Source organism: Streptomyces sp. NPDC056600 (assembly GCF_042792855.1).
Taxonomy (GTDB): Bacteria; Actinomycetota; Actinomycetes; order Streptomycetales; family Streptomycetaceae; genus Streptomyces.
In genome coordinates, this window is record NZ_JBHTVQ010000075.1 from 14128 (window position 1) to 29151 (window position 15024).

Genomic DNA, 15024 nt, shown 5'->3' on the forward strand with positions numbered 1-15024 from the left:
GTGTCATGCCGAACCTCGACCGTGCCCCTGTCGTCGCGTCCGAGTTCGCCCCGACGCGCGTGTACCTGAACACCGCCGCCGTGGGCCTGATCCCGGCCCGTTCCGCCCGCGCCGTCCGTGCCGTCCTGGACGGGGGCGCGGCGGGTCTGCCCCCCGACTTCTTCGGGCCCGTCGACGAGGCCCGGGCCGCCTACGCCCGGATCATGGGCGTGAGTGCCGACCGGGTGGCCGTCGGCACCTCGGTGGTGGGGTACTGCGCGCTGATCGCGGCCTCGCTGCCGGCCGGCGCCGAGGTGCTCACGGCGGAGGGCGACTTCAGCTCGCTGGTCAACCCGTTCCACGTGCGCGGCGACCTGAAGGTCCGGACGGTGCCCCTGGAGCGGATCCCCGACGAGGTCGGGCCGGGGACCGCGATGGTGGCGGTGAGCGCCGTGCAGTCGGCCGACGGCCGGCTGGTCGACCTGCCCGCGCTGCGCGCCGCCGCCTCGGCCCACGGTGCGCGGATCTGCCTGGACGTGTCCCAGGCGGCGGGCTGGCTCCCGCTGGACGCCGGGGAGTACGACTTCACCGTCACCGTCACCCACAAGTGGCTGTGCGGCATGTTCGGCCTGTCGTTCCTGACCGTCCCGGAGGACTTCGGCGGGCTGCTGCCGCTGGCGGCCGGCTGGGTGGCAGGCGAGGACCCGTGGGCGAGCTGCTACGGGCCGGTGACCGAACCGGCGGGCACGGCGCGGCGGTTCGACGAGCCGCAGAGCGTCGCCTGCGTGGCCGGGGCGCGGTCCCTGGCCCTGGTGGAGGAGGTGGGGGTGGAGGCGGTCCGCCGGCACGACCTGGCGCTGGCGGACCGCTTCCGCGAGGGTCTGCTGCGGCTGGGGCACGAGCCGCTGCCCTCGCCGGGCTCACCGATCGTATCGGTGCCGGGGCTGGGCGGACGGCGGGCCGCGCTGTCCACGGCCGGGATCGAGGTCTCCGACCGCGCGGGCAGTCTGCGGGCCGCCTTCCACCTGCACAACGGCCCCGGGGACGTCGACCGCCTGCTCGACGCCCTGGAACGCTGAACGGCCCGGCGCGCCGAACGCCCCGGTCCGCCGGCCGCTCGAGCACGCCGGACCGACCGGCGCGGTGGAACGCGCCTGGGGCGCGCCGGGCGGAGGGGATGCCCGGCGCGCCCGGGGGACGCGGCCGGCTCAGCGCACCGGCGTGAAGTCGCGGGCCCCGAGGAAGGCGGGGCGCCGCACCGGCGCGGCGAACGGCTCGACGGCGGCGTTCTCCACGCTGTTGAAGACGACGAAGACGTTGCTGCGCGGGAAGGGCGTGATGTTGTCGCCGGACCCGTGCATGCAGTTGCAGTCGAACCAGGTCGCCGAACCGGCCTTGCCCGTGAAGAGCTTGACGCCGTGCTGCCCGGCCAGCGCGGTGAGCGCCTCGTCGGACGGCGTGCCCGCGTCCTGCATCTGCAGCGACTTCTTGTAGTTGTCCTCGGGCGTGGCGCCCGCGCAGCCGAGGAAGGTCTTGTGCGACCCCGGCATGATCATCAGGCCGCCGTTGGTGTCGAAGTTCTCGGTGAGGGCGATCGACACCGACACGGTCCGCATGTTGGGCAGACCGTCCTCGGCGTGCCAGGTCTCGAAGTCCGAGTGCCAGTAGAAGCCGGAGGCTCCGAAGCCGGGCTTGACGTTGATCCGGGACTGGTGGACGTAGACGTCCGAGCCCAGGATCTGCCGGGCCCGCCCGACGACGCGTTCGTCGGCGACCAGGTGGGCGAAGAGCTCGCTGATCCGGTGCACCTCGAAGACGGAGCGGATCTCCTGGGTGCGCGGCTCGACGATCGAGCGTTCGTCGGCGCGGATCTCCGGGTCTGCCACCAGGCGGTCCAGCTCACGCCGGTAGACCTGGACCTCCTCCGGGGTGATCAGCTGGTCGACCGCCAGGAAGCCGTCGCGTTCGAAGGCGCCGAGGTCCTGCGGCTGGATCGGGCCGGGCGCGTCCGGGCTGCCCCAGACGACGGGGTCCTGGCGGGGGACCGTCACCTCCCGGGCCCCACGGGTGGGGTACAGGTCGGTGACGCGGTGCGCGGCGGTTGCGGCCGTCGTGGTGGACACGGTGCTCAGACCTCCTCGGTGATCAGCGGGTAGACGCCGTTCTCGTCGTGGTCCTCCCGTCCGGTCACGGGCGGGTTGAAGACGCAGATGCAGCGGAAGTCCGTCCTCGGCCGCATGGTGTGCTTCTCGTGGCCGTTCAGGAGGTACATGGTCCCGGGCGTGATCAGATACTTCTCGCCGGTGGTCTCGTCGGTGAGCTCGGCCTCGCCCTCGGTGCAGACGACGGCCTCGATGTGGTTGGCGTACCACATGGTCGTCTCGGTGCCCGCGTAGAGGACCGTCTCGTGCACGGAGAAGCCGACGCCCTCCTTGGCCAGGACGATGCGCTTGCTCTCCCAGGTGCCGGTGGCGGCCTTCACATGCCGGTCGGTGCCCTCGAGCTCCTTGAAGGATCGGACTATCACGGTGTCGTGCTCACCTCTCCGGTGATCGTTGCGGCGGTCGTGCGGGGGCTGGGACGGCGCGTCACGCCGTCTCCCGCACGGCCCGGTCGAGGACGCGCAGGCCCTCGTCCAGCTCGTCGGGCGTGATCGTCAGCGCGGGGAGCAGCTTGACGACCTCGCTCTCCGGGCCGGAGGTCTCGATGAGCAGGCCGTGGTCGAAGGCGCGGCGCGCCACCCGGCCGGCCCGCTCCTTGTCGCGGAACTCCAGGCCCCACACCAGGCCGCGGCCGCGGTACTCCTTGACGTCGGGGCGGTTCTCCGCGGTGATCTGGGCCAGCGCCTGGTCGACCTGAAGGCCGCGGGCCAGGGTCTGCTTCTCCAGGGCGGAGCCGTCCGACCAGTACGCCTCCAGGGCGGCGGTGGCGGTGACGAAGGCCGGGTTGTTGCCGCGGAAGGTGCCGTTGTGCTCGCCCGGCTCCCACACGTCCAGCTCGCCCTTGAACAGGCAGAGCGACATCGGCAGGCCGTAGCCGCTGATGGATTTGGAGACGGTGACGATGTCCGGGGTGATGCCGGCCTCCTCGAAGGAGAAGAAGGCGCCGGTGCGGCCGCAGCCCATCTGGATGTCGTCGACGATCAGCAGCATGTCCTGCCGCTCGCACAGCTCGGCGAGGGCGCGCAGCCACTCCGGGCGGGCGACGTTGATGCCGCCCTCGCCCTGGACGGTCTCCACGATCACGGCGGCGGGCTTGTTGAGGCCGGAGCCCTGGTCCTCCAGGAGGCGCTCGAACCACAGGAAGTCGGGAACCGTGCCCTCGAAGTAGTTGTCGAACGGCATCGGGGTGCCGTGGACCAGCGGGATGCCGGCGCCGGCCCGCTTGAAGGCGTTGCCGGTGACGGCGAGCGAGCCCAGCGACATGCCGTGGAAGGCGTTGGTGAAGGAGACGACCGACTCGCGGCCCTTCACCTTGCGGGCCAGCTTGAGCGCCGACTCGACGGCGTTGGTGCCGGTCGGGCCCGGGAACATCACCTTGTAGGGCAGGTGGCGGGGCTGGAGCACGAGGCGGTGGAAGGTCTCCAGGAAGGACCGTTTGGCCGTCGTCGACATGTCCAGGCCGTGGGTGACGCCGTCCCGCTCCAGGTGGTCCAGCAGGGCGCGCTTGAGCACCGGGTTGTTGTGGCCGTAGTTCAGCGAGCCGGCGCCGGCGAAGAAGTCGAGGTACGCGCGGCCCTCCTCGTCGTACATGTGGCTGCCGCGGGCGCGGTCGAACACGGTGGGCCAGGCGCGGCAGTAGCTGCGCACCTCGGACTCCAGGGTCTCGAAGACGGTCAGGTCGGGCTGGGTGACGGTCACGGCGTGGAGCTCCTCGTGGGAAGTCGGAGACGTCGGGGAAGCCGGGAGGGGGAGGGCCGCACGGGCGGGCGGGCCGGAGTTCCCGGGCGCGGGGGCCGCCGGCGGTGGGGGCAGCCTCCGGTGGTGGCTCACAGCGGTGCGATGCGGTGCAGTACCTCGGGAGCGTGGGCCTCTCCCTCGGCGGGGAACTGCTCGCCGGCGAACAGGACCTCGTGGGTCACCTGGGCGCCGTGGCGGGCGGCGAAGGAGGCGAAGAGCCGCTCGGAGGCCCGGTTGCCCGGGGTGATGGTGGTCTCCACCGTGTCCACCCCGAGCTCGCTCTCGCGGTCGATCCGGGCCACCAGCTCGTCGAGCATCCGGCCGGCCAGTCCGTGTCCGCGGTACCGCTCGTCCACGGCCACCTGCCACACCAGGAGGACCCGGGGGTCCTCGGGGCGCAGGAAACCGGTCACGAAGCCGGCCACCCGGCCGTCCTCGGAGCGGGCCACCGCGGAGGTGGCGGCGAAGTCACGGCACCACAGCAGGTAGCTGTAGGAGGAGTTGAGGTCGAGCGTCCGCGAGTCTCGGGCGATGCGCCACAGGGCGGCGCCGTCGGCCACGTCCGGGCGTTCGACGCGGAATCCGTCACGGAATCCGCAGGGAAATTCAGAAGTCGTCGTCGTCTGCGTCGTCGGGGCTGCTTGAAGGGCAGTCATGCGAAATGAACTTACCCAGCGGAAATGAGAAATGCATTCCCGCACGGGGTTACGCGGATCGGCATGTTGTGGTATCACGCGGGCGCGCAGCGGACGGTGTCACGAAGGGTGTTATGTGAAGTTTCGGCCGGTGCGAACGCGACAAAAGGGTCGCTCTGTGAACCTGATTACATTGACGTAACACCGACTCGACCCTCTCGGATCGCCCTCATGATCTTCGCAAGACCTTGACGTTTGACCTTCCACGCATTGGGCATACTCGAATAGGAAACGTGCGGTGAATAAGCGCCCGAATTACCGCTCAAATTCACCGACGGCACCGAAGGATCGAGCCCTTTTCGCCGACAGGGAATGCAGGCGCGGGCATCGTGCCACCACTCCCGGGGCCCGGGCGGCCCCGTCCCTCGCGCCCCGTCCGGACCACCCGTTCGGCCGGTAAGGGAACGGTAAAAGGCTCCCGGTCGTTCTTCCTCACATGACCGCTATGACCCCTGGCTCGAACATCCCCCTCAGTCCCGCCCGTGTGACGGTCGAGGTCACCGCACCGGTGCGGCTGGACGTCTCGGGCCTGATGCTCACCGCCGACGGCAAGGTGCGCTCGGACGACGACTTCATCTTCTACAACCAGCCGTCAGGACCGGGCGTGACGTACCGTTCGGGCGGCGGGACGTCTCCCGACTCCGTCACCGTGGACACCGCCGCCGTCCCGCCGGCCATCGAGAAGATCGTGGTGACGGCCAGCCCGGACGCGGCCGGCCAGACCTTCCAGGGCATCGAGCCCACCGCCACGCTGCGCGACGCGGACGGCGGCTCCGTCCTCGCCACCTTCACCCCGCCGGGGCTCGGCTCCGAGACGGCCCTCGTGGTGATCGAGATCTACCGTCGCAACGGCGTCTGGAAGGCCCGTGCCGTCGGGCAGGGCTACGCCGACGGGCTGGCCGGCATCGCCACCGACTTCGGCGTCTCCGTGGAGGAGCCCGCCTCGCCCGCCCCCGCCCAGGCGGCGCCCGCGCCCGCGGCTCCCCCGGCTCCTCCCGCGGCGCCGCCCGCTCCCCCGCAGCCCACCGTCGCCGATCCGCGGGCCTTCGCCTCCACTCCCGCTCCCCCGGCGCCGCCCGCCGCACCCGCCGCGCCCGCGCCGGGCTCCGGCAAGGTCAACCTCGACAAGGGCCGCGTCTCCCTGCAGAAGAACCAGACGGTCTCCTTGGTCAAGGGCGGGCAGCCGGTCCTCTCGCAGGTCCGTATGGGCCTGGGCTGGGAGCCCGCCTACCGCGGCAAGGACATCGACCTGGACGCCTCGGTGATCGCCTACGGCCCGCAGCGCAACGTGGTCGACGCCTGCTACTTCGGCAAGCTGTCCATCCTCAACGGCGCGATCAAGCACTCCGGCGACAACCTCACCGGCGAGGGCGGCGGTGACGACGAGGTCATCGCCGTCGACCTGGGCCGGATCCCCCAGGAGGTCACCGGCCTCGTCTTCACGGTGAACTCCTTCACCGGCCAGAAGTTCACCGAGGTCGCCAAGGCCTACTGCCGCCTGCTGGACGCCTCGGGCAACGAGCTGGTGCGCTTCGACCTCACCTCGGCGGAGGCCAAGACGGGCGTGATGATGGCCAAGTTCATCCGCCAGTACTCCGGCGAGTGGGAGATGACGGCCATCGGCGAGTTCGTGAAGGCCCGCACGGTGCGCGACATGCTCCAGCCGTCCGCCCGCGCGCTCTGACGGAACCGCGGACCGGCCGGTCCGGCCGGCGGCGGGCGCCCTCGGGCACCCGCCGCCGGACCGGGTGATGCAGGCCGATCACCCCGTGACGGTGCGGCCCTCGGCGGTCAGCCCTTGCGGTGCTGGCGCTTCCAGGGGCCCGTGATGGCCAGCATGATGCCGGGCGTCTGGATGTTGGCGTACAGGGTGCGGCCGTCGGGCGAGAAGGTCACGCCGGTGAACTCGCTGTCGTTGAGCTCGTTGCGGGCGATGGGGTAGGTGCGGCCGCTGTCGGTGGCGCCGAACAGGTGGCTCAGGCCCTCGCCGTCCTCGGCGATGACCAGGCCGCCGTAGGGCGAGACGGTGATGTTGTCGGGGCCGTCGAAGTTCCCCTCGGCCTCCGGGTCGGGGTTGACGCCGATGAGGACCTTGAGGGTGAGGGTGCGGCGCTTGGGGTCGTAGAACCAGACGGCGCCGTCGTGGGCCGCGCCGGGGCTCTCGGCGCGGGCGAAGGAGGAGACCAGGTAGGTCCCGCCGTCGCCCCACCACATGCCCTCGAGCTTGCGGGCCCGGGTGACCTCGCCGGCGGCGAACTGCTTGCGCACCGAGACCGTGCGGGCGTCGCGGTCGGGGACGTCCACCCAGTCGACGCCGTAGACCGTACCGATGCGGGTGGCCCGGGAGAGGTCGTCGACGAAGCGGCCGGCCGAGTCGAAGCAGCGGGGCGCCTGCAGGATGCCCGCGTCGTCGGCGAGGGAGGCGAGCTTGCCGCGGCCGTGGCGGAAACCCTCCGGCGGGGTCCAGCGGAAGAGGAGGCCGTTGGGGTTGGAGGCGTCCTCCGTCAGGTACAGGTGGCCGCGCTTGGGGTCGACGACGACGGCCTCGTGGGCGTAACGGCCGAGGGCCTTGATCGGCTCGGGATTCCGGTTGGCGCGCTCGTCGAGCGGGTCGACCTCGAACACGTAGCCGTGGTCCTTGGTCATGCCGTTCTGGCCGGCCTTGTCCTCGGTCTCCTCGCAGGTCAGCCAGGTGTCCCACGGGGTGCTGCCGCCCGCGCAGTTGGTGGCGGTGCCGGCGATGCCCACCCATTCGGTGACGTGCCCGTCGCGGCGGACCTCCACCACGGTGCAGCCGCCGGACGCCGCCGGGTCGTACACCAGGCCCTCGGTGAGCGGCACCGGGTTGACCCAGTTGGAGCGGGGTCCGCCCAGCTCGTGGTTGTTGACCAGCAGGACGGTGCCGCGGCCGCCGTCGAAGGCCGCCGTCCCGTCGTGGTGGGACGGGGTGGCCTCGCCGGACTCCAGGCGGGTCTCGCCGGCCCGGGTGAGCACCCGGTAGGAGAACCCGGCGGGCAGCGCCAGCAGTCCCTCGGGGTCGGCGAGCAGCGGGCCGTAGCCGGGGCCGGCGTGCTCGCCGTCGGCGGTGGTGACGTCGTCCGCCGCCAGGGCGTTGGGGGCGCTGGCCAGCACGCCGACGCTGCCGGCGAGGGCGATCCCGGCGCCGGTGAGGGCGGACTGTCTGGTGAAGTCCCTGCGCGACAGTGACATGGGTTCTCCTGGACGGTGAGGAGTGACGACGGTGGTGGCGTCGTGGCCGACAGCCACGTTCCGGCCACACGGTCGCGCCCGTGTCTGAACGCCCGTTGAACACCGGGGGTGCGGGCGGGCTTCCGGCGAGTGAAGCGCGAACGCCCCGCTCGGCGGTGCGCGGCGCGGAACTCCGCCCGGCCGTGCGCGGCACGGAAACCCGCCCCACCGTGCGCGGCACAGAAGCCCGTCCGGCGGCGCGCGGCACGGAAACCCGCCCGGCCGTGCACGGCACGGAAACCCGCCCCGCAGCGCGCGGCACAGAAGCCCGCCCGGCGGTGCACGGCACAGAAGCCCGTCCGGCGGTGCGCGGCACGGAACTCCGCCCGGCCGTGCGCGGCACGCAAGCCCGTCCGGCGGTGCGCGGCACGGAAACCCGCCCCACCGTGCGCGGCACGGAAGCCCGTCCGGCGGCGCGCGGCACAGAAGCCCGTCCGGCGGTGCGCGGCACGGAACTCCGCCCGGCCGTGCGCGGCACGCAAGCCCGCCCGGCGGTGCGCGGCACAGAAGCCCGCCCCACCGTGCGCGGCACGGAAACCCGCCCCACCGTGCGCGGCACGGAAACCCGCCCCACCGTGCGCGGCACGGAAGCCCGTCCGGCGGTGCGCGGCACAGAAGCCCGTCCGGCGGTGCGCGGCACGGAACTCCGCCCGGCCGTGCGCGGCACGCAAGCCCGCCCGGCGCTGCGCGGCACAGAAGCCCGCCCCACCGTGCGCGGCACGGAAACCCGCCCCGCAGCGCGCGGCACGCAAGCCCGCCCGGCGGTGCACGGCGCGGAAACCCGCCCCACCGTGCGCGGCACAGAAGCCCGCCCGGCGGTGCGCGGCACGGAACTCCGCCCGGCCGTGCGCGGCGCGGAAACCCGCCCCACCGTGCGCGGCACAGAAGCCCGTCCGGCGGTGCGCGGCACGGAGACCCGCCCCGCAGCGCGCAGCGCTGAAGCCCGCCCGGCGGTGCACGGCACGGAAGCCCGCCCCACCGTGCGCGGCGCGGAAGCCCGCCCGGCGGTGCGCGGCACGGAACTCCGTCCGGCGGTGGGCGCCGCGGAAGGTCTGCCGCGGCGCGGTCGCGGGGCGGTGGCGCCGGCCCGGGTTCAGCCGGACTGCTGGGAGCGGGCCTTGTAGGCGGCCTTGCGGGCCTCCTTGGCGATCCTCTTGTCCGGGTGGAGACGCCCCATCGCCTCCAGCACCTCGGCGGTGGCCGGGTGGTCGACCCGCCAGGCGGTGTCGAAGAACCCGCTGTGCTGCGCGGCCAGGCCCTCGACCAGCGCCACCAGTTCCGCCGAGTTGCCCTCGGCGGCCAGCTGCGCGGCGACGGTGTCGACGGTGAGCCAGAAGACCAGCTCCTGCGAGGGCGCGGGGATGTCCGCCGCGCCGTGCTCGGCCAGCCAGACCCGGGCGAGGCCACCGAGTTCGGGGTCGTCCAGCACCTCGCGCAGCGCGGGCTCGGCCTCGGAGCCGACCAGCGACAGCGCCTGCTGGCAGTGCAGCCGGCGCAGCGGGGCGCCCGCGTCGCCGCCCCGGGCGGCGGCCAGCAACTCCCGTGCCGCGGCGAGCGGTTCACGGCGGGCCAGCCACTGCTCGGTCTCCGCGCGGGCGGCGAGCGGGCCGTAGTGGGCGGTGCCGTCGAGCAGCGCCTCGGCGCCCTTGCCGGCCAGGTCACCGAGGGCGGGGGCGGCGTATCCGGCGTCCAGCAGCCGGGCGCGCAGCCCGTAGAGGCCGAGCGGGGTCAGCCGGACGACGCCGTAGCGCTCCAGGTCCTCCGGCTCGTCCTCGGGGGCCTGCGGCGCCGCCTGCCCCTCCTCGATCAGCAGCGACTCGTCGACCGGCCGGAAGTCGGCCAGGCCGGTCGGGCCGAGGATCCGGAACTGGTCGTCCAGCCGCATCATCGCGGTGGAGACCTCCTCCATCATCGCGTCGGTCGGCTCGGCGACGTCCGAGGGGACGACCACCGAGGCGGCCAGCGCGGGCAGCGGCACGGGAGTGCCCTCGGGGGCCCGCTCGTCGGCGGTGAGGAGGTAGAGGTTCGCGAGGACGCCCTCGAGGAACTCGGCCTCGGCCTGCGGGTCCCAGTCCAGGGTGGAGAAGTCGATCTCACCGCCCTCGTCCATCGCGTCCATCAGGTCGTCGAGGTCGGGGACGGAGGCGTCGGCGATCGCCGCGTCCAGGGCGTCCAGCCAGATGTGCAGCACCTCGGCGGGGGCCCCGGAGGTGAGCAGCGCCAGGTTGTCGCCGGCGCGGACGGTGCCCTCGTCCTCGTCCACGACCTCCACCAGGCCGGTGTCGACGGCGGCACGCCACGCCTCGCTCGCCTCCGCCTCCGCCTCGGCCTCGGCCTCGTCGGCAGCCTCGGCGTCCGTGGCCGCCCCGGCGTCCGCGCCGCCCTCGCCGCTCCGGCCGGTCAGCCCCAGCACCTCGGCCGCCGCCGCGAGCTGCTCCTCGATGAGGCCGCCGCCGGAGTCGACCCGGGTGTCCGGCCCCGCCCAGCGGGCCAGGCGGGCCGCCCGGGAGAGCAGCGGGGTGGCGAGCGCGTCCCGCGCCAGCTCCGCCTCGGAGGGCAGCCGTACCGGCGGCAGGGGGGTGCTGTCTGACATCGGGGCGGTTCTCCTCGGGGCGGCGTGGTCGGCGTTTCGGGCAGGGCGACCAGCCTAGACGGGTGACGGAGGCCCCGGGACGGCGTGTCCCTCTTGCGGGGGATGCACCCGAAGATCCTTGACGTGAGGGTCGACATTTCAGCTCTGCTACCCGATACAGACCAGAACTTTTAAGTGGACCTTCACCGAGGTGCGGGCCGACACTCCAGACATGACGACGCTTCCTTTCGGACGTGCCCTGTGCGCGATGGTCACCCCCTTCACCCCGGATGGCGCCCTCGACCTGGACGGCGCGGCCGTCCTCGCGGAGCGCCTGGTGTCGGGCGGCTGCGACGGACTGGTGCTGAACGGCACCACGGGCGAATCGCCGACGACCTCGGACGCGGAGAAGGCCGCGCTGATCGGCGCGGTGCGGGCGGCGGTGGGCGAGGGGCCCTCGGTGCTGGCCGGGGTGGGCACCGCCGACACGGCGCACTCCTCGGAGCTGGCCCGGCAGGCGGAACGGGCGGGCGCGGACGGGCTCCTGGTGGTCTCCCCCTACTACAGCCGGCCGCCGCAGGACGCGCTGGAGGAGCACTTCCGCGCGGTGGCGGACGCCACGGGGCTACCCGTGATGCTCTACGACATCCCCGGCCGGACCGGCGTGCGCATCGAGACGGCGACGATGCTGCGGCTCGCGGAGCACCCGCGGGTGGCGGCGGTCAAGGACTGCGCCTACGACCTGCTCGGCACGCAGAAGCTGCTGGCCGAGTCGGACCTCGCGGTGTACACGGGGTGCGACGAGTACGTGCTCGCCGCCTACGCGATCGGGGGCGCGGGGTACGTGGGCACGGTGGCGAACGTCGCGCCCGGCCACTTCCGGGCGATCCTCGACGCCCTCGACGCGCGGGACACGGAGCGGGCGGCCCGGCTTCAGCGCGAGGCGGTCCCGCTGATCGAGGCCATGATGTCGGCGGGCCTGCCGGGCACGGTCACCGCCAAGGCCCTGCTGTCCGACCTCGGCCTCCCGGCCGGCCCGGTCCGCGCCCCGCTGCGGTCCGCCTCCACCGAGGTGACGGCGGACCTGCGCGAGCGGTACGAGGCCCTGGTCGGGGCGTGACGGCCGGTGCACGCCCCGAAGGGGAGGGCCTCGGGAGCGGGGCCCTCCCCCGGCGGGATCAGCGGCGGACGAACAGCGGGTCCCAGCGGCCCGCGTCCTGGTCCGAGTCACCGCGGAACCCGCTCAGCGGCACCGTCTTCTCGCTGCCGATCGTGACCAGCACCAGGCGGTTGGCGAACTCGGAGCCGTTCCGCCTGCCGATGTCCCACGCCACCAGCGTGTCCTTTCCGGCCCACGCGAGCAGGATCGCGCGCAGCGACAGCAGGATGGCCGGCCTTCGTCCGGGGTGGCTGCTCCGCCCGGGCGGACCGCTCTGTCCGGCGGACACGCCGCGCACGGTGGACGTGGCGGCCCATGAGGATGCCGGGCAGGACCGGCTGACCGTCCGGGTCCGGCTGCGAGGTGAGACGGTCGTCTGGACCGGCCTCGCGTACCCGGGCCTCGACGGCAGCCCCGTCGAGGAGGTGCGCTTCCGCCTGGACGAGTACCTGGGCGAGGTCGCGCGGGCATACGCGGCGCTGTCGGACCAGCCCCGGTGAGGCGACCCGGGAGGGACCGCGAGCCGGCTCGTTCCTGGCGGCGGCACCTGCACGAGCGCCCTCCCGGGCCGTCCTGGGCCGTGGAAGGGCGCTCGATGGTGACCACCGCCGACAGTCGCCGGCGACTCGGCGGGTGACGGCCGCCGGTAGGTCAGTTGTGGCTGTGGAGGACCTCGTTGAGGCCGCCCCAGACCGCGTTGTTCGGGCGGGCCTCGACCGTGCCGGTGACCGAGTTGCGGCGGAAGAGGATGTTGGACGCGCCGCTCAGCTCGCGCGCCTTGACGATCTGTCCGTCGGGCATGGTGACCCGGGTGCCCGCGGTGATGTAGAGGCCGGCCTCGACGACGCACTCGTCGCCCAGTGCGATGCCCACGCCCGCCTCGGCGCCGACCAGGCAGCGCTCGCCGATGGAGATGATGACGTTGCCGCCGCCGGAGAGGGTGCCCATGGTGGAGGCGCCGCCGCCGATGTCGGAGCCGTCGCCGACGATGACGCCGGCCGAGATGCGGCCCTCGACCATCGATGTGCCCAGGGTGCCCGCGTTGAAGTTGACGAAGCCCTCGTGCATCACGGTGGTGCCCTCGGCCAGGTGCGCGCCGAGGCGGACCCGGTCGGCGTCGGCGATGCGCACGCCCTTGGGCACGACGTAGTCCGTCATGCGGGGGAACTTGTCGATGGAGGTGACCTGGAGGTGCAGGCCCTCGGCGCGGGCGTTGAGGCGCACCTTCTCGATGTCGTCGACGGCGACCGGGCCGAGCGAGGTCCAGGCGACGTTGGCCAGGTGGCCGAAGATGCCGTCCAGGGACTGGCCGTGCGGCTTGACCAGGCGGTGCGAGAGCAGGTGGAGGCGCAGGTAGGCGTCGTGCGCGTCGACCGGCTTGTCCTCCAGGGAGCCGATGACCGTGCGGACCGCGACCACCTCGACGCCGCGGCGGGCGTCCGGGCCGACGGCCTTCGCGGCGCCCTCGCCGAGGAGCTCGACGGCACGCTCGGCGGAGAGCCGCTCCGTCCCGGTCGGGCCGGGGGCGTCGGCGAGCGCGGGGGCGGGGAACCAGGTGTCGAGAACGGTTCCGTCGGCGGCGATGGTCGCGAGACCCGCCGCGACGGCGCCGGTGGCGCGGGAGGCAGTCGTGTCGGTCATGGGGGAAACGCTATCCGGACCGGGCTCGTGGAGGCGAACCGGTGTCCACGGAACGGGCGTCCTCGTCGGTGGGCACGGGGCGGGTCCGGGCAACGGCCCGCGGCGTTCGCTGCCGGACCCCGGCATGCCCGTCCGGAGCCCGGCGAACTAACGTTCGCCATGCTCACGTAGAAGCGCGCCACGTAGGACCGCGCCACGGTCGACATCTCCGTGGCGCCCCAGGGGGGAGCACCACCGCAATGTCGTACAACCAGCCGCCGCCTCCGTACGGCCCTCCGCCGCAGCCCCCGTACGGAGGGCCGCCGCAGCAGCCTCCGTACGGCGGCGGGTACGGCGTGCCGCCGCAGTCGCCCTACCCGTACTACGCGCAGCAGGTCTGGGCGCCGCAGCCCGGCGTCGTCCCGCTGCGTCCGCTGGGCGTGGGCGACATCATCAAGGGGACGTTCCTGGCGTTCGGCCGGTCCTGGCTGCAACTGCTGGTCTTCGCGCTGTTGACGATGCTGGGCGTCGGCCTGCTCCTCACCGTCCCGCTGGTCCTGCTCGGCGCCGGCGACACGGAGACCGCGGCGCCCGCCCTGGTGGCGCTGTTCGTCATCGGCGGCCTGGCCTCGCTGCTGGTCCTGCCGGGACTGGTGTACGTCGCGCCCATGATCGCGCTCCGGGAGACCGTGGTCGGCCGCAAGGTCACCCTGTCGGTGCTGCGGGAGCGCATCGGCGTCCGGACGCTGCGCGTGCTGGGCACCATGCTGGCCACGGCGTGCGTGATCCTGCCGTTCTTCCTGGGGGCCGTGGTGGGCGGCGTCTGCCTGGGCGTCGGCGTCGAGCAGCAGAGCCCCGGGGGCACGGCACTCGCGGTCGTCGGCTTCCTCGTGGTGTGCGCGGCGTTCGTGGGCATGATCTGGATGGGCTACCGCCTGATCTTCGCCCCGGCAATCACCGTCCTGGAGGACCTGGGCCCGGTGGCCTCGTTGCGCCGTTCGGCGGCGCTGGTGAAGGGCGACTGGTGGCGCGTGTTCGGCATCACCTACCTGATGGGCATGATCGTCGGCGCCCTGGCGTACGTGGCGATCCTGGCCTGCATGCTGGTGATGATGGTCGTCACGGTGCCTCTCGCCTCCTCCGCGAGCTTCTCCGAGGGGGCCGATCCGACCTGGGGGATCGCCGCGGTGGTGGTCGTGGTGCTGGTCGGCGCGGTGATGGCCGCCGTGTACTTCCTGACCTTCGCGCTGAGCTCGTACAGCACCGGGCTGCTCTACGTCGACCAGCGTCTGCGCCGGGAGAACTTCGCGGAGACGCTGCTCGCCTCCTACGCCACGCCGCCCGGCCCGCCCGGTTCGCCCGGTGCGGCTTCCCCGACGGCCCCGGCCGCCGGGTACACGGCCCCGACGCCTCCGTACTCCGGCCCGACGCCTCCGTACTCCGGCCCGGCAGCTCCGTACACCCACCCGACGGCTCCCCACACCGCGCCGACGGCCCCGCCCGGCCCTGCCACGGGGCCCACGGGACCGGCCGGCCCCACGGGTCCGTACGTGCCGCCCATGGCGCCCCCCGTCCCGCCCGCCGCTCCCCCGGCTCCGCCGTCCGCCCCACCCGCGGCTCCTCCCTCCGCCCCGCCGGCGGGTCCCCCCTCGCCGCCCGAGGGCCCGGCCGCTCCTCCCGCGCCGCCCGCCTGAGCGGACGACGCATGACCGGTCCGGTGGGCGGCCCCCCGGTACGCCCGGACCGCCGCCCGGTGGGCACACCCCGCCGCCGGCGGCGTACGGCTCTCCGCAGCAGCCCACCGGTCAGCCGACCGTGGGCCCCGGCTACCAGGCCGTGCTGCGGTTCCGG

14 protein-coding genes are annotated in these 15024 nt (G+C 73.6%); 6 read left to right on the forward strand and 8 right to left on the reverse strand.

The genetic code is table 11. The features are described from left to right. Positions 1–5: 5 nt before the first annotated feature. Complete coding sequence (locus tag ACFRAV_RS27640; RefSeq protein ID WP_382559266.1) at positions 6–1058, forward strand: aminotransferase class V-fold PLP-dependent enzyme; 1053 nt, start codon at positions 6–8, stop codon at positions 1056–1058. Positions 1059–1187: 129 nt separating this feature from the next. Here ACFRAV_RS27640 and thpD read toward each other — a convergent pair whose 3' ends face one another. The 4 genes from thpD to ectA all read right to left on the reverse strand — a co-directional run bounded on the left by thpD (position 1188) and on the right by ectA (position 4534). After that, on the reverse strand, positions 1188–2102 hold the full coding sequence (thpD, locus tag ACFRAV_RS27645; protein WP_382559269.1) for an ectoine hydroxylase: 915 nt from the start codon (positions 2100–2102) through the stop codon (positions 1188–1190). Positions 2103–2107: 5 nt separating this feature from the next. Continuing rightward, entirely contained in the window at positions 2108–2506 is a 399-nt protein-coding gene (locus ACFRAV_RS27650) for an ectoine synthase (protein ID WP_382559271.1), read from the reverse strand. Between the two features lie 61 nt (positions 2507–2567). Beyond that, the gene (gene ectB, locus ACFRAV_RS27655; protein WP_351118184.1) at positions 2568–3839 is read right to left on the reverse strand and encodes a diaminobutyrate--2-oxoglutarate transaminase; all 1272 of its coding nucleotides are present in this window, start codon (positions 3837–3839) and stop codon (positions 2568–2570) included. A gap of 128 nt (positions 3840–3967) precedes the next feature. Further along, on the reverse strand, positions 3968–4534 hold the full coding sequence (ectA, locus tag ACFRAV_RS27660) for a diaminobutyrate acetyltransferase (protein WP_382559274.1): 567 nt from the start codon (positions 4532–4534) through the stop codon (positions 3968–3970). 484 nt (positions 4535–5018) lie between these two features. On the opposite strand from ectA, the gene ACFRAV_RS27665 reads away from it, so the two are divergent. Beyond that, positions 5019–6257, forward strand: coding sequence for a TerD family protein (locus ACFRAV_RS27665; RefSeq protein ID WP_382559276.1), 1239 nt, complete (start codon positions 5019–5021; stop codon positions 6255–6257). A gap of 107 nt (positions 6258–6364) precedes the next feature. Here the strand turns inward: ACFRAV_RS27665 and ACFRAV_RS27670 are convergent, their stop codons facing one another. After that, the gene (locus ACFRAV_RS27670; protein WP_382559278.1) at positions 6365–7783 is read right to left on the reverse strand and encodes an alkaline phosphatase PhoX; all 1419 of its coding nucleotides are present in this window, start codon (positions 7781–7783) and stop codon (positions 6365–6367) included. A gap of 80 nt (positions 7784–7863) precedes the next feature. On the opposite strand from ACFRAV_RS27670, the gene ACFRAV_RS27675 reads away from it, so the two are divergent. Continuing rightward, positions 7864–8946, forward strand: coding sequence for a hypothetical protein (locus tag ACFRAV_RS27675; RefSeq protein WP_382559280.1), 1083 nt, complete (start codon positions 7864–7866; stop codon positions 8944–8946). On the opposite strand, the gene ACFRAV_RS27680 is transcribed toward ACFRAV_RS27675, so the two are convergent. Beyond that, positions 8916–10415, reverse strand: a complete 1500-nt coding sequence (locus ACFRAV_RS27680; RefSeq protein ID WP_382559282.1) for a hypothetical protein — start codon at positions 10413–10415, stop codon at positions 8916–8918. The genes ACFRAV_RS27675 and ACFRAV_RS27680 overlap by 31 nt on opposite strands. A gap of 211 nt (positions 10416–10626) precedes the next feature. On the opposite strand from ACFRAV_RS27680, the gene dapA reads away from it, so the two are divergent. Continuing rightward, a complete protein-coding gene (gene dapA / locus ACFRAV_RS27685) occupies positions 10627–11514 on the forward strand; it encodes a 4-hydroxy-tetrahydrodipicolinate synthase (RefSeq protein ID WP_382559284.1) in 888 nt (295 codons plus the stop codon). Between the two features lie 58 nt (positions 11515–11572). Here dapA and ACFRAV_RS27690 read toward each other — a convergent pair whose 3' ends face one another. Then, a complete protein-coding gene (locus ACFRAV_RS27690; protein WP_382559286.1) occupies positions 11573–11842 on the reverse strand; it encodes a hypothetical protein in 270 nt (89 codons plus the stop codon). A 16-nt stretch (positions 11843–11858) separates the two neighbouring features. On the opposite strand from ACFRAV_RS27690, the gene ACFRAV_RS27695 reads away from it, so the two are divergent. After that, positions 11859–12053 (forward strand): hypothetical protein, encoded by a 195-nt coding sequence (locus ACFRAV_RS27695; protein ID WP_382559288.1) that lies wholly within the window; start codon positions 11859–11861, stop codon positions 12051–12053. Positions 12054–12204: 151 nt separating this feature from the next. Here ACFRAV_RS27695 and dapD read toward each other — a convergent pair whose 3' ends face one another. Continuing rightward, complete coding sequence (gene dapD, locus ACFRAV_RS27700; protein ID WP_382559290.1) at positions 12205–13194, reverse strand: 2,3,4,5-tetrahydropyridine-2,6-dicarboxylate N-succinyltransferase; 990 nt, start codon at positions 13192–13194, stop codon at positions 12205–12207. A 239-nt stretch (positions 13195–13433) separates the two neighbouring features. Here dapD and ACFRAV_RS27705 point away from each other — a divergent pair, with 239 nt between their 5' ends. Beyond that, positions 13434–14867 (forward strand): hypothetical protein, encoded by a 1434-nt coding sequence (locus ACFRAV_RS27705; RefSeq protein ID WP_382559292.1) that lies wholly within the window; start codon positions 13434–13436, stop codon positions 14865–14867. Positions 14868–15024 lie beyond the last annotated feature (157 nt).